The sequence below is a fragment of the Vitreoscilla filiformis genome, assembly GCF_002222655.1.
GTDB classification, from domain to species: domain Bacteria; phylum Pseudomonadota; class Gammaproteobacteria; order Burkholderiales; family Burkholderiaceae_C; genus Ideonella; species Ideonella filiformis.
On the sequence record NZ_CP022423.1, the window covers coordinates 2,498,587 to 2,513,005 of the forward strand.

Annotated in this window: 9 protein-coding genes and 1 CRISPR repeat array; of the genes, 5 read left to right on the forward strand and 4 right to left on the reverse strand. The window is 64.1% G+C overall.

The window, feature by feature from the left end:
- The first annotated feature begins 224 nt into the window (after positions 1-224).
- A CRISPR array of direct repeats spans positions 225-4,009; the repeat unit is 36 nt; unit sequence ATTTCACCCGCTGGGATGGCGGGTGTGGATTGAAAC.
- A 67-nt stretch (positions 4,010-4,076) separates the two neighbouring features.
- The 3 genes from VITFI_RS11800 (at position 4,077) to mnmC (ending at position 7,896) form a co-directional block, all read left to right on the forward strand.
- Positions 4,077-5,183 (forward strand): elongation factor P maturation arginine rhamnosyltransferase EarP, encoded by a 1,107-nt coding sequence (locus tag VITFI_RS11800; protein ID WP_089417127.1) that lies wholly within the window; start codon positions 4,077-4,079, stop codon positions 5,181-5,183.
- 87 nt (positions 5,184-5,270) lie between these two features.
- Positions 5,271-5,825: an elongation factor P gene (gene efp, locus VITFI_RS11805; protein WP_089417128.1), complete on the forward strand. Its 555-nt coding sequence runs from the start codon at positions 5,271-5,273 to the stop codon at positions 5,823-5,825.
- Positions 5,826-5,883: 58 nt separating this feature from the next.
- Positions 5,884-7,896 carry a bifunctional tRNA (5-methylaminomethyl-2-thiouridine)(34)-methyltransferase MnmD/FAD-dependent 5-carboxymethylaminomethyl-2-thiouridine(34) oxidoreductase MnmC gene (mnmC, locus tag VITFI_RS11810; RefSeq protein ID WP_089417129.1) on the forward strand — a complete coding sequence of 671 codons (2,013 nt, stop codon included), beginning with the start codon at positions 5,884-5,886 and terminating at the stop codon, positions 7,894-7,896.
- 12 nt (positions 7,897-7,908) lie between these two features.
- Here the strand turns inward: mnmC and rpiA are convergent, their stop codons facing one another.
- The gene (rpiA, locus tag VITFI_RS11815) at positions 7,909-8,577 is read right to left on the reverse strand and encodes a ribose-5-phosphate isomerase RpiA (RefSeq protein ID WP_089417130.1); all 669 of its coding nucleotides are present in this window, start codon (positions 8,575-8,577) and stop codon (positions 7,909-7,911) included.
- A 68-nt stretch (positions 8,578-8,645) separates the two neighbouring features.
- Between rpiA and VITFI_RS11820 the strand changes: the two genes are divergently transcribed.
- Positions 8,646-9,686: a quinone-dependent dihydroorotate dehydrogenase gene (locus VITFI_RS11820; RefSeq protein WP_089417131.1), complete on the forward strand. Its 1,041-nt coding sequence runs from the start codon at positions 8,646-8,648 to the stop codon at positions 9,684-9,686.
- A gap of 92 nt (positions 9,687-9,778) precedes the next feature.
- A complete protein-coding gene (locus VITFI_RS11825; protein WP_089417132.1) occupies positions 9,779-10,492 on the forward strand; it encodes a hypothetical protein in 714 nt (237 codons plus the stop codon).
- Here VITFI_RS11825 and VITFI_RS11830 read toward each other — a convergent pair.
- From VITFI_RS11830 to VITFI_RS11840, 3 genes are read right to left on the reverse strand one after another with little or no spacing between them, the layout of a single operon-like run.
- The gene (locus tag VITFI_RS11830) at positions 10,472-11,842 is read right to left on the reverse strand and encodes a sensor histidine kinase (protein ID WP_089417133.1); all 1,371 of its coding nucleotides are present in this window, start codon (positions 11,840-11,842) and stop codon (positions 10,472-10,474) included. The genes VITFI_RS11825 and VITFI_RS11830 overlap by 21 nt on opposite strands.
- Positions 11,843-11,853: 11 nt before the next feature.
- The gene (locus VITFI_RS11835) at positions 11,854-13,350 is read right to left on the reverse strand and encodes a nickel-dependent hydrogenase large subunit (protein WP_089417134.1); all 1,497 of its coding nucleotides are present in this window, start codon (positions 13,348-13,350) and stop codon (positions 11,854-11,856) included.
- 10 nt (positions 13,351-13,360) lie between these two features.
- Positions 13,361-14,365: an NADH-quinone oxidoreductase subunit B family protein gene (locus VITFI_RS11840; RefSeq protein ID WP_269768718.1), complete on the reverse strand. Its 1,005-nt coding sequence runs from the start codon at positions 14,363-14,365 to the stop codon at positions 13,361-13,363.
- Positions 14,366-14,419: the final 54 nt, after the last annotated feature.

Sequence of the window (14,419 nt, forward strand, 5' to 3'; positions counted from 1 at the left end):
AATTCGGTTTGGAGAGGTGTTCTGACGTGTTGTCTTCTGAGCCCAAGCGCGAACCCTGAGTGCTGGCCTGTGGCCTAGGAGGTTCGCGCTGTTCGTAAGTGCTTGTCGTGTCATGCTTTTTTGGAAGCGTTGTTGTAAAAGTGCTGTTCACGAGACAGCTTGCGGTTCAGGTCCGCGCAAAACGCGGATTTTTCCGAGCCCCGACACCAAGTTACAAGCGAACTATTTCACCCGCTGGGATGGCGGGTGTGGATTGAAACGAGCGCGAGGCGCAGCGGCTCAGGCGCCGCAGTTTGAATTTCACCCGCTGGGATGGCGGGTGTGGATTGAAACGAACAGGAACGGCACGCCGGCGGCGGCGCACTGGTATTTCACCCGCTGGGATGGCGGGTGTGGATTGAAACCCGACAATGTTCAGTCCAGCATTTGCTGCCGCCAATTTCACCCGCTGGGATGGCGGGTGTGGATTGAAACAGCCGACTTGTCACGGCATCACCTCAAGATCGGATTTCACCCGCTGGGATGGCGGGTGTGGATTGAAACCCGCAGGAATCAAGCATCCCGCTCCAGCCGCGCAATTTCACCCGCTGGGATGGCGGGTGTGGATTGAAACATCAAAGCCAAGGGTTCGCGGGTGACTCTCACGCATTTCACCCGCTGGGATGGCGGGTGTGGATTGAAACGACAGATCCTTCCGCCTTGCGCATGCCGTGGCGCATTTCACCCGCTGGGATGGCGGGTGTGGATTGAAACCGCGTGATGCGTGGTATGTGTCAGCAGCAGCTACGCATTTCACCCGCTGGGATGGCGGGTGTGGATTGAAACCAGGTAGGCGTCTGCGCGCTGCTGGCGCGGGGTGGGGTATTTCACCCGCTGGGATGGCGGGTGTGGATTGAAACTCGGTGGTGAAAAAGTCGCTGGACGAAAAGGACATTTCACCCGCTGGGATGGCGGGTGTGGATTGAAACCGCCCTCGCATCGGCTGAGGGTGGCTGGCTGGACGTTTATTTCACCCGCTGGGATGGCGGGTGTGGATTGAAACTGCTTGGACTCAATTTCCTTGATGAAGAAATCTATATTTCACCCGCTGGGATGGCGGGTGTGGATTGAAACGCGGATCGTCCGCCATGTCCCGCCCACCACGATGATTTCACCCGCTGGGATGGCGGGTGTGGATTGAAACACTTGTGGGAGGCGTACTCGCCGCACCAATAGTATTTCACCCGCTGGGATGGCGGGTGTGGATTGAAACACGACGTAGCGAACCGAATCAGCGCCAAAAGTGCTATTTCACCCGCTGGGATGGCGGGTGTGGATTGAAACGGGGCGCACTTGTTATGTCTCTCAATCCGAGGCATTTCACCCGCTGGGATGGCGGGTGTGGATTGAAACTCTCTCCTCAAACTGACCCTGCCACAAATCCTAATAATTTCACCCGCTGGGATGGCGGGTGTGGATTGAAACTTAACTACTCAACAAGGTGATGCGATGGCAAAGAATTTCACCCGCTGGGATGGCGGGTGTGGATTGAAACTTTTAGGTAACTGCGCATCATTCGAGACGCATACATTTCACCCGCTGGGATGGCGGGTGTGGATTGAAACTGCTGCTGGTGGTGTTGGTGGTCGTAGTAGTCCCCATTTCACCCGCTGGGATGGCGGGTGTGGATTGAAACACGGTGGCGCCCAGCGTGCAGCAGCGCCTCGAACATTTCACCCGCTGGGATGGCGGGTGTGGATTGAAACAAGTCCATCGGCTACGCCTGCATGGGCGTGGTGTCATTTCACCCGCTGGGATGGCGGGTGTGGATTGAAACAAGGCCATGGGCTACGCCTGCATGGGCGTGGTGTATTTCACCCGCTGGGATGGCGGGTGTGGATTGAAACTCGCCTTCGACCAGCACCACGGGCCGGCCAACATCATTTCACCCGCTGGGATGGCGGGTGTGGATTGAAACACCTGGGGATTCAAAGACAAAGGCGGCGGCGGCATTTCACCCGCTGGGATGGCGGGTGTGGATTGAAACATCAGCTCGGCATCGGATCGGTTCCGGGCCTCGTTATTTCACCCGCTGGGATGGCGGGTGTGGATTGAAACCCCTACGTCCTCGACCACGATGCTGGCCGTCGCGTGATTTCACCCGCTGGGATGGCGGGTGTGGATTGAAACCGTTTGCCTGCTGCTACGCGCTACGAAAAGCCGATTTCACCCGCTGGGATGGCGGGTGTGGATTGAAACAACTGAAAAATTAGTAACAGGTGGTGCGGATACTCATTTCACCCGCTGGGATGGCGGGTGTGGATTGAAACTCGCTACGGTGAGCCTTGGCGAGATTTGACGGGATTTCACCCGCTGGGATGGCGGGTGTGGATTGAAACTGGTTTGGCCTCGGCTGAATTGATCGACACGGTCAGATTTCACCCGCTGGGATGGCGGGTGTGGATTGAAACACGCGCCGCCTCTGGCATGGCAGTGATGTCGCCAATTTCACCCGCTGGGATGGCGGGTGTGGATTGAAACATCGCCGCGCTGCCGAGCTGGCCCGCCAACGTGTATTTCACCCGCTGGGATGGCGGGTGTGGATTGAAACAAGCACCGCTGGCCGGCATGCTGTCCATGGTGGATTTCACCCGCTGGGATGGCGGGTGTGGATTGAAACTCGGGCAGGCACCAGCCGCAATCGTCGTCCCAAACATTTCACCCGCTGGGATGGCGGGTGTGGATTGAAACGTGGGCACCACGAACGAGGCGCACTACCTATCCGATATTTCACCCGCTGGGATGGCGGGTGTGGATTGAAACGAGGACGCCACCAAATGCGCGCACCTGGCCAACAGATTTCACCCGCTGGGATGGCGGGTGTGGATTGAAACCGGCCCGAAGCTGGGGCGCCGTCAATGCCAAAAGGTTATTTCACCCGCTGGGATGGCGGGTGTGGATTGAAACCAAGCGCGGTTTGGTGTCAACCCGGCTCGACATGATATTTCACCCGCTGGGATGGCGGGTGTGGATTGAAACTGTTGTATCAACTACATTACAATACAACACTACATTTCACCCGCTGGGATGGCGGGTGTGGATTGAAACGGCGCTGGGGCGGGTCGGTGAGATTGTCACTTGCCTGATTTCACCCGCTGGGATGGCGGGTGTGGATTGAAACATCTTCGACCGCCTCAACGGATTCACCGCAAGACGGATTTCACCCGCTGGGATGGCGGGTGTGGATTGAAACCGGCACAACCCATGTCCCGCCAGCCCCAATAAAGACAATTTCACCCGCTGGGATGGCGGGTGTGGATTGAAACCCACGGCATGGTAGTTGGTGGCACATGGCGCACAAATTTCACCCGCTGGGATGGCGGGTGTGGATTGAAACTCTCGCGTGCAACTGTGTCAGTGGGTTGCCGGCATTTCACCCGCTGGGATGGCGGGTGTGGATTGAAACCATCGGCGCCCAGCAAGAGCCCAGCGTGCTCATCCATTTCACCCGCTGGGATGGCGGGTGTGGATTGAAACAGTGCCAGTTTGGGCGGGTCAAAATCTTTGATTTATTTCACCCGCTGGGATGGCGGGTGTGGATTGAAACTCGCCTAAATTTGTCGGCGTGGACACTGTGCAAGTATTTCACCCGCTGGGATGGCGGGTGTGGATTGAAACCGCAGTGACAAAAGCGGTACAGATTACGGTGCAGATTTCACCCGCTGGGATGGCGGGTGTGGATTGAAACCCCCCCGCCATCGTGGCAGCAATGGACGCCCTCATTTCACCCGCTGGGATGGCGGGTGTGGATTGAAACGCGTTCATTGCCGTCGAGAAATCCACCCCGCACCATTTCACCCGCTGGGATGGCGGGTGTGGATTGAAACTGGCGTGGCTCGCAGCTCGCGCACAAGCCAACGCGGATTTCACCCGCTGGGATGGCGGGTGTGGATTGAAACAGCATACCCACAAATATACCCACATTTACCCAAATATTTCACCCGCTGGGATGGCGGGTGTGGATTGAAACATGGAAATGATGTGCCAGAAGTAGAACCAAACAAGCAAGTAAAAAAACGGCTTTAAACTCTCTCACCATGTCCGATACCATCGCCCACAGCCCATACTCGCCCCCTCAAAACAGCGCAGGCGAATTCCCCGCCCTGCGCTGGGACATCTTCTGCCGCGTCATCGACAACTTCGGCGACATCGGCGTGTGCTGGCGCCTCGCCGCCCAATTGGCCGCCCGAGGCCAGCGCGTGCGCTTGTGGGTGGACGACGCCCGCGCCCTGGCCTGGATGGCCCCCAACGGCGCCCCCGGCGTCAGCGTCCACGCTTGGCCCACCGACGCCGACACCTTCCCCTGGCCCACCCCCGGCAACGTGGTGATCGAAACCTTCGGCTGCGACCTGCCCGACGCCTTCATCGCCCGCATGGCCCACGCTGCACAAACGGGCCCAGCGCCGGTATGGCTCAACCTCGAATACCTCAGCGCCGAGGAGGACGTCGAACGTTCGCACCGCCTGGTTTCACCGCAATGGCGGGCACCGGCCAACGGGCTCATGAAGTGGTTTTTTTACCCCGGGTTCACACTCGCCACCGGCGGGCTGCTGCGCGAAACCACCGCCCCCGCTCCGCCGCTGAACCTCCCCCGGCGCCCCGGCGAACTTTGCGTCAGCCTCTTTGCCTACCCGCACGCTCCGCTGGCCGCGCTGCTGGCACAGTTGCCGCGCTTGGGCGCCCCCGTGCTGTTGCTGGCCGCACCCGGCGCCACCCGCGACGCCCTCGAACGCCTGCCGCTGCCCCCCGGCGTGCGCCTGCACCGCCTGCCCTGGCTCACCCAACCCGACTACGACCGCCTGCTCGCCGCCTGCGACCTCAACTTGGTGCGCGGCGAAGATTCCTTCGTGCGGGCGCAGTGGGCGGCGTGGCCGTTTCTCTGGCACATCTATTTTCAAGACGATGGCGTCCACGCCGACAAACTCGATGCCTTCCTCGCCCGCCACCTCCACACCGCGCCGCCGAGTCTGGCTGCCCAGGTGCGCGCCTGGATGCACTGGTGGAACGGCCTGACGCCCCACGCCCCCGCCGCCTGGCCCGACCTCCGTGCTTGGGCCACCCACACCACCCACTGGCGAGACACCCTGCACGTTCAGCCCGATCTGGTGAGCCAGCTCCTCGGGTTCGTCACTGAAAAGCTTTAAAATGGCGAGTTTTGCGGATTTCACCGCCGCAACCGTTCACACGGGTGCTGCCACGGGGCAACACCCTCTCACAGGAAGTGATCCCCCATGAAACTCGCTCAGGAAATCCGCGCCGGCAACGTGATCATGCAAGGCAAGGACCCGATGGTCGTGCAGAAGACCGAATACAGCCGTGGTGGCCGTGGCGCTGCAACCGTGCGCATCAAGATGAAGAACCTGTTGAACGGCGGCGGCGCTGAAACGGTGTTCAAGGCCGACGAAAAGATGGACCTGGTCATCCTCGACAAGAAGGAATGCACCTACTCCTATTTCGCTGATCCGATGTATGTGTTCATGGACACCGAGTACAACCAGTACGAAGTGGAAGCCGAGAACATGGGCGATGCCATCAGCTACCTGCAAGACGAAATGACCGTGGAAGTGACCTTCTACGACGGCAAGGCCATCTCGGTTGAAATGCCCACCAGCGTGGTGCGCGAGATCGAAACCGAACCCGCCGTCAAGGGTGACACTTCGGGCAAGGTGATGAAGCCCGCACGCATCGTCGGCACTGGTTTCGAAATCGCGGTGCCGCTGTTCGTGGAAAACGGCGACAAGATCGAAATCGACACCCGCACCCACGAGTATCGCAAGCGCGTCTAAGCCGACGCCGCACACACAAGGCACCTTCGGGTGCCTTTTTGCTTTCTGAGGCCGCCCGATGAAAACCCAGCCGCTCCAACCCGCCCAGGTTCAGTTTGACGACCCCGCTCACGCCGGCACGCCCTACGCCCCGGCGTTTGGTGACGTCTACCACGCCCGCGCCGGTGCGCTGGCGCAGGCGCGGCACGTCTTTCTGGCGGGCAACGGTTTGCCGGGGCGCTGGCAGGCGTGTGAACGCTTTGTGGTATTGGAGACCGGCTTCGGCCTGGGCAACAACTTTTTAGCGACTTGGCAGGCGTGGCGCGACGATCCGCAGCGCTGCGGCCAACTGGTGTTCATCTCGCTGGAAAAACACCCGCTGCGCCCCGAGGACCTGGCCCGCGTTCACGCCCAACACGCGCTGCCGGAATTGGCCCAGCAACTGGTGGCGCAGTGGCCGCCCCTCACGCCCGACCTGCATCAGCTTGATTTTGAAGAAGGCCGCGTGCGCCTGCTGCTGGCTTTCGGCGACGCGCACACCTGGCTGCCCGAGCTGATCGCCGAGGTGGATGCGTTCTACCTCGACGGTTTTTCCCCCGCCCGCAACGCCGACATGTGGGATGAACGCCTGATCAAAGCCTGTGCCCGCTTGGCCGCTCCGGGCGCCAGCGCCGCCACTTGGAGCGTGGCCCGCAACGTGCGCGAGGCCCTGAGCGCCGCCGGTTTTGCGGTGAGCCGCGCCCCCGGTTTCGGCACGAAACGCGACATGACGGTGGCCCACTGGCCCGCCGCCGACGCTCCGAACGCCCGCCCACGCCTGGCACCGACTGGCCGTCAACCAGCGCGGGGAATGCGCACGGTGTTGGTGATCGGCGCCGGGTTGGCGGGTGCATCGGCGGCGCGGGCGCTGGCCGCGCAAGGGCTGGCGGTGACGGTGCTGGAGCGCCGCGAGGCCACCGCGCAGGAAACCTCCGGCAACCCCGCCGGCATTTTTCACCCGGTGATCCACGCGCACGACGGCGCCCATGCCCAACTGCTGCGCGCTGGGTCGCTGCGCACCGCCCAACTGCTGCGCGGCCCGACCGAGCGCGGTGAACTGCCGGGCGCGGTGGCCGGCCTGCTGCGCGGCCACAGCCCCGAAGACGGCGACGTTTCCGAGGCCACCCCGGCGGCGATGCGTCAGCTCATCGAACGCCACGGCTTGCCGGCGTCGTTCGTGCAGGCGCTGTCACGGGAGGCGGCGCAAGCGCGGGCCGGGCACGCTTTGGCCGGCCCGGCGTGGTTTTACCCGGCCAGCGGCTGGGTGAGCCCGTCGGCGCTGGTGCGTCACTGGCTCCAACGTCCGGGGGTGACGCTGCGCACGGCGGCCCCCGTCGCCCGGTTGCTGCCCCGCCTCGGTGGGGGCTGGTGCGCGCACGATGCCCAGGGCGACCTCCTGGCCGAAGCGGATGGCGTCGTGCTGGCATGTGCGCATGAACTCGTGCCCCTGCTGACGGAACACAGCGACGCCCCCCACTGGCCGCTGGGCAGCAGCCGGGGTCAGGTGACGTGGTGGCCGCCCGAATCCGCTGCGGCCACTGGCCTGCCGCGCGCGGCGCTGCCGGTGGCCAGCGGCGGTTATGTGATCGCCCCACCGGATGGCGCCCTGTTGTGCGGCGCCACCAACCAACTCCGCGACGACGACCCCGACGTGCGCGACGCCGACCACCGCACCAACCTCCAGCGCGTGGCGGAACTCACCGGGCAAGCCGTGGATGTCGAAGCGGCGATGCGGGCGGGGCCGCAAGGGCGCGTCGGCTGGCGCTTGATGGTGGATGACCGTTTGCCGCTGCTCGGGCCGGTGCCGCAACCCTGGGCGGCGTTGGCCGGTGTGCGACGTTTGGAGCAGCCGCGTTACGTGCCGCGTGTGGCGGGGTTGTACGTGCTGGGGGCGCTGGGCTCACGCGGCTTGAGCGTGGCGCCGCTGTTGGGGGAGGCGCTGGCGGCGTGGATCACGGGTGCCCCGCAGCCGCTGGCGGGGAGTTTGTTGGATGCGGTGGATGTGGGGCGGTTTGTGGCGCGGCGCGTGCGCAAAGGGAACACGCCGGCTTGATGGCAAAACGAATCAGCCGCCAAACGTCAGCGTCTTCACGCCTTCTTCGGTGCCCAACAGGCACACGCTGGCCTTGTGGCGGCCAAAAATCCCCACCGTCACCACCCCCGGCCACAGCGTCACTTCGGCTTCCATCGCCAGCGGGTCGGTGATGCGCAAACCGCGCACGTCCACGATGACATTGCCGTTGTCCGTGGTCACGCCTTCGCGGATGCGGGCCTCGCCGCCATAAGTGCTGGCAAAACGGCGCATCACTTGCTGCGCCGCCATCGGGATGACTTCCACCGGCAGCGGGAAGTTGCCCAGCACGTCCACCAGCTTGCTGGCATCGGCGATGCACACAAACCGGGCCGCCAAGTCGGCCACGATCTTTTCCCGCGTCAGTGCTGCGCCGCCGCCTTTGATCATGCAACCGGTGGGGTCGATCTCGTCGGCCCCGTCAATGTAGACGGGAATGTCCGTCACCTCGTTCGAGTCCAGCACCGGAATGCCGTGGGCCAGCAGGCGCTCCGTGCTCTTGATTGAGCTGGACACCGCACCGGCGATTTGGTCTTTCATGGTGGCCAGGGCGTCGATGAAACAGTTCACCGTCGAGCCCGTGCCCACCCCCACGATGCTGCCGGGAACCACGTAGGCCAGGGCAGCTTGGCCCACGAGGGCCTTCAGTTCGTCTTGCGTCATGGGTGCGAATTATCGCCATTCGTTCACAATCACAAGTCCATACCGACAACTCGACTTCAGAGACCATCATGGCCCTGTTCCCCTATTCGGTCGCCCGTCCGTTCCTCTTCAGCCAAGACGCGGAAGATTCACACGACGCCCTGTTGTGCCAACTGGCCCGGTTCCAAAACACCCCGTTGCAAGGCTTGTGGGCCCAAAATCGGGTGAATGACCCGGTGACGGTCGCCGGCTTGAACTTCCCCAACCGCCTCGGCTTGGCGGCAGGGTTGGACAAGAACGGTCGCTGCATTGACGCCCTGGGCGCCATGGGATTCGGGTTCATCGAAGTGGGCACGGTCACGCCCAAGGCGCAAGCGGGCAACCCCAAGCCGCGCCTGTTCCGCCTGCCACGTGCCAACGCGCTGATCAACCGCTTCGGTTTCAACAACGATGGGCTGGACGCCTTCCTCACCAACGTGCAACGCGCCCACAGTTTCCGGGCCGGGGGCGGCATCGTTGGGCTGAACATCGGCAAGAACGCCAGCACGCCCATCGAAAACGCAGTGGACGATTATTTGATCGGCCTGGAAGGTGTCTTCCCCCACGCCGACTACATCACCGTCAACATCTCCAGCCCCAACACCAAGAACCTGCGCGCCCTGCAAAGCGACGCCGCCTTGGGCGCCCTGCTGGCCCCGCTCACCGAGCGCAAAGCCCAGCTCGAACAAGCCCAGGGCCGCAAGGTGCCGATGTTCGTCAAGATCGCCCCGGATCTGGAGGTGGAGCAAATCGGCGTCATCGCGGCCACGCTGAAACAAAGCGGGGTGGATGGGGTGATTGCCACCAACACCACCATCAGCCGAGCTGCGGTGCAAGGGCTGGAACATGCCGAGGAAACGGGCGGCCTGTCCGGTGCGCCGGTGTTGACGCCGAGCAACCGCATCATCGTGGGGCTGCGCGAGGCGCTGGGAGCGGGCTTCCCCATCATCGGCGTGGGCGGCGTGATGAGCGGCGACGATGCACGCTCCAAACTGCTGGCCGGCGCCGACTTGGTGCAGATTTACACCGGCTTGGTCTACCAAGGCCCGGCCCTGGTACGCGACGCTGCCTTGGCCCTGACGGTTCGCTAAACCCATCATGGCCGGGCCAGTGGTGATGATTTGGTCACGATTCCTCTGCCAAACCCGTTGCCGAGGGGAAGTCAAGTCTCCACAATCCGGCCATGCATCGCAAACCTCCTGCTGAAAAACCGGCGTCACCTCTGGCTTTCGTGGTGATTGCGGGGCTGTTCGTCGTTGGGGCGGCGTCTGTGGAATTGTTGGATGATTCCAAGGATGTGGCCACCGGCCAAAGCTCCGAAAGCCTGATCGACCGCATCCGCCAAAGTGCCGGCACGCCTGAGCAACGCCAAGCGCTGAGTCAGGCCTCCCCGGCGCAATTGCGGGCGCTGATGGCCCAGGCCACCCCGGAGCAACTGCGCGCCATGGCGGCGCAAGCCTCGCCGGAACAGCTTCAGGTGCTCGTCAACCAGGCTTCGCGTGAACAATTGCAGGCGTTTGGAGGCGCAGCGTCGGCGCCAGTGAACATCGACCGGGCCGCCTTGATGCGCCGCGATGAACCCGCCGATGACGCGCCCGCCCTCGCCACCGATCGCACGCTCACCCAAGCCGCGTTGCAGCGCCCAGGCGCCACCACCACGGCCCACATGGCAGAAAGCACCGGTTTGAAAGCCGATCTGGAGGAAGTAACGCTGGCACGCGCCGTCTCGTTCGACAGCACGCCCCCGGACAGCTCCGAACGCACCACTTCGTTCTGCGACACCCGCCGCGATCTGGAAGACCCGGCCTGGCAAGCGCATCTGGTCGGGCATCGCACGCCGACCCGGTGGTTCCAACGCCCCCCCAGCTTCCAACTCTCAGCCGACTGCGGAACCTGAGCCCTCCGTGCGAGGCAGTGTCAGGGTAAAAACAGCGCCCCCGTCGGGGTGGTTGGCGCCGGTAAGCTGGCCGCCGTGCTGTTCGATGATGCCGTAACTGATCGACAGCCCCAGCCCCGTGCCCTGCCCCACCGGTTTGGTGGTGAAAAACGGATCGAACAAGCGAGACAGGTGTTCCGAAGCGATGCCGGGGCCGTTGTCCCGAAACGTCAGCCGGGTGTGGTCAGACGCACACGCGCCCGTGATCCACAGGGACGGTGTGACATCCGGGCGCCCACTGGCCGCATCCCAAGCGTTTTGGATCAGGTTCATCATCACCTGCAACAACTGGCCCGCACTGCCCAGCACGGTGCATGGTGGGCCGGGCGCCCAGCGCACTTCGAACCCCGGCGCGGTGCCTTTGCGCACCCAATGAATCGCCCGCTCGACCACTTCGTTGAGATCAACACGCCCCCGCTCCCCCCGATCCATCGCCGAGAACCGCTTGAGGCCCTGCACGATGTCCGCCGTGCGCTGGGCGCCTTCGAGGGTGCCTTCCATGAGGGAGGGCAAGTCGGCCAACACCGGGTCGATGCGCAGTTTGACCCGCCACGCGGCCAGTTGTGCCGCAGGCGTACCAGCATGTACCGCGCCCAGGTAACTGCGCAAACGCTCGGTGTAACGCTGCAAGGCATGCACATTGCCGAGCACAAAACTGATGGGGTTGTTCAACTCGTGCGCCACCCCGGCCACCAGACGACCCAATGACGCCATTTTTTCGGAATGCACCAGTTGCTGCTGGGTGCGTTTGAGCGCCTCGTGCGCTTCGCGCAGTTGGTGGTAGGCGCGTTTGATCTCCCCCATCGGACGCCCCACGAACACCCAGCCAACGCGCTGCCCAGAGGCATCCAACCGGGGCGTGACGTTGAAATCCACCGGCACGCCTTGGCCTTGCGCGTCGCGCAGTTCGACTTCGATCACCGTGCCGCCGCGCTGCATGGCGGGCGTCGCCAGCACCTGGCGCAGACGGGCAACGCTGACGTCGTCGGCCATCCACGCCGTCAGCGCGGAACCGTGCAACCGACTTTCAGGCTGGCCCACCAGCTCGCCCAACGCCGCGTTCGTCTGCTCAATCACGCCGGACTCGCTGCACGCCGCCAGCACGTCACTCATGGCGGTGAGCAGGCTGATGATGAACTGCTGGCTTTGCTCCAGCTCGGTGTTTTTGCGCTCCAACTCGATTTCGTCGGCCACCAACTGCGAGTAAACCTCGTCCATCTTGTGGATCACATCCAGCCAAGTGGACTCGTCCACCAGGGCTTGATCGGGCCCCATGGGCCGCTCGGGCAAAGCGGGCTTGGAACGTGTCATGCCATCACGCCTCAATGCACTGTGCAGACCATGCACGGGTCGAACGAGCGCACGATGTGTTGCACCGCCACCGGCGTGCGCTCGCCCGGGTACACCGGCGCGCCCACCAGCGCCGCTTCCAGTGCGCCGGGTTGCCCTTGGGCGTCACGCGGTGAGAAGTTCCAGCTCGTCGGCGCGACGATTTGGTAATGCAGCAACCGGCCATTGCGCCAGCGCACCCAATGCCCCAGCGCCCCGCGTGCGGCTTCGGTGAGGCCCATGCCCTCCCCTTCATCGGGCAAGCTGTCCGGCGTGTAGAAGGGTTCACGCGGCACGATGGCCCCGAGCCAACGCTCCATCATCGGCAGCACCCGCGCCAGCTCGATCAGCCGCGCCAGCACCCGGCTGACGACTTGGCTACCGTGGCATTGCACCACATCGGTGATGAGCGGCTGACCATCGGCCAACTGCCGGGCGATGGCGCCGGTTTCCACCACTCGCCCGTCCAGGCGCGGCGCTTTGTTCCAACTGTAGGCGGCGGGTTTGTCCACATCCGGCAGGGTCACGCCTTGGGCGGGATGGCGGGGGCCACCGCTGTCGGCCAGCCAGGCGTGGGTGGCGTCTTCAGTGACGAGGCGCACATCGGGCGCTTGGCGGGTCAGCGGGCTGGCGGAGGGGTGTTCGCAAACGCCCGCTGCCAGCGCCAGCCCCGCATCGGGTTGTGGATAGGCGCCCCAGCTCAAGGTGCGCCCCGGCCCCGCGCCCAACTGGGCCAAGGCCAGATCGTCGGCAACGGTCAGGAAGAAGCGCAAATCGCCGCGCAGCGGGTCGGCGGCGTGCCAGCGGGCCAAGGCGGCGGCATCACGCAGCGCGGCGATGTCTTCCAGCGGCGCCGCGAACAGGGTTGATTCGAGGAAGGCGCGCATCTCGCGCAGTTTGCTCATCAAACGCAGCCGCTCCGCCGCGTCGATGGCCCGCGACGAGCCACCCGGCTGCACGCTCTGGGTGTGCGGCCACTTGCCGCCCAGCGTGCCCATGAGGGTGAACCAGCGCTGCCGCGCCGCCAGGGCTTGGCGGGCGTGTTCCCCTTGCGTCACCCCAGCGCCCAACGCCGCCCAGCGCCGCACCGCTTCGGGCCACCACGGGCGGTCGGCGTAGATCGGGCGGGTGAAATCGGGCGCGAAAAACAAGTAGAAATGGCTGAGGTGATCGGCCAGGTTTTCGCACGCTTGCATCAGGTTCAGGGCGTGTTGGCCATTGGGCGGTGGCGTCACCCCGGCGGCATCGGCCAGCGCCCGCGCCGCCGCCACGGATTGGGACACCGAACAAATACCGCAAATGCGCGGCACCACCACCAGCGCATCGCGCACCGCCCGCCCGGGCAGCAGTTGTTCAAACCCCCGGTACATGGTGGCGTTGACCTGGGCCGATGCCACGCGCCCATCCGCCACCTGCAACTGCACCTCCAAATCCCCCTCAACCCGGTTGAACGGCCCCACCAACAGGCGGCCAGTCGGCGTGTTGCTCATGTGGGGCCCCTCACTTCAAGCGGGTTTTACGGGCCACGGGCGGCACCACGATGTGGTCAGCCGTGGCATTGGTTTTGACGCGCCGGGGCGTGGCACTCTTGCTCAGCGAAGCCAGGGCGACGAACCAAGCTTTGGGCATGTCCGTGGGCAGCCCAATGGGGATGCCAGCCACCTTGGGGGTGGCGTCGAACGCATGCCCCGGGTCTTGAAAACCCGGCTCCGTGCAACTGATGCAGGCGTACCCGCCGCGTGTGCAACTGCCTTCGCCGTTCCACAAGCGGGTGTTGCAGTCGGCGTGGGCTTGGGTGCCCTTGCAGCCCATGTGCTCCATCATGCAGCCGAGGTCGGAGGGCTGTTCGGCGCTGGCTTTGAACTCGTAAAACTCGTTGCGGGTGCAGCCGTGATGCACCAATTGATCGGCGTAAAAACGCGGGCGCTGGAGGCTGTCCAGATCGTCCGCGCTGAGGCTGCCATCGGCCAGGGCCATGAGGCTGTCGATCACCCATCCGGGGTGGGTCGGACAACCCGCCACGTTGATCACCGGCAAACCCGCCCCGCTGCGAAACGCCGCCCCGAGCAAACCGCCAGGTTGATCGTCTTCAAATTGCAGGCCGCACGCTTCGGTGGCGTGGTTGCGCGCTCCGCTCACGCCGCCCCAGGCCGCGCACGAACCCACCGCCACCACGTAGCGGGCCACGCCGGCCAGACGCCTCACCCAGGAAATCATCGGCACCCCCGTGCCCGCCAGCAGGTGGAACCGCCCGCTGCCCTGCGGGCCGCGCAACAACGCGCCTTCGATGCACAGCACATCCAGCGGTTGCGCGCCGCTGAGGCAATCCTCCAGCATCTGCAACACCGCCTCGCCGCTGGCCAGGCTGAGGGAGGGATGCCACAGCCATTCGATGCCCGAAGTGCGCAGGGTGGCGGCCCAATCGGGGGTATCTGCGTTGAGCAAGGACATCGAACAGCCTCCGCATCCCCCTGATTGAAGCCACAAAACATGAAGCGAACCCACACAGCCCCCAAAATTTTTGAAAACGCCGGAACAAACTCAGGCCACCATCTTGCC

Excerpts from the sequence above, each read along its gene's own strand:
- VITFI_RS11800 (WP_089417127.1), top strand. The coding sequence starts at position 4,077 with ATGTCCGATACCATCGCCCACAGCCCATACTCGCCCCCTCAAAACAGC.
- rpiA (WP_089417130.1), bottom strand. The coding sequence starts at position 8,577 with ATGACGCAAGACGAACTGAAGGCCCTCGTGGGCCAAGCTGCCCTGGCC.
- VITFI_RS11835 (WP_089417134.1), bottom strand. The coding sequence starts at position 13,350 with ATGAGCAACACGCCGACTGGCCGCCTGTTGGTGGGGCCGTTCAACCGG.
- efp (WP_089417128.1), top strand. The coding sequence starts at position 5,271 with ATGAAACTCGCTCAGGAAATCCGCGCCGGCAACGTGATCATGCAAGGC.
- VITFI_RS11830 (WP_089417133.1), bottom strand. The coding sequence starts at position 11,842 with ATGACACGTTCCAAGCCCGCTTTGCCCGAGCGGCCCATGGGGCCCGAT.
- VITFI_RS11825 (WP_089417132.1), top strand. The coding sequence starts at position 9,779 with ATGCATCGCAAACCTCCTGCTGAAAAACCGGCGTCACCTCTGGCTTTC.
- VITFI_RS11820 (WP_089417131.1), top strand. The coding sequence starts at position 8,646 with ATGGCCCTGTTCCCCTATTCGGTCGCCCGTCCGTTCCTCTTCAGCCAA.
- mnmC (WP_089417129.1), top strand. The coding sequence starts at position 5,884 with ATGAAAACCCAGCCGCTCCAACCCGCCCAGGTTCAGTTTGACGACCCC.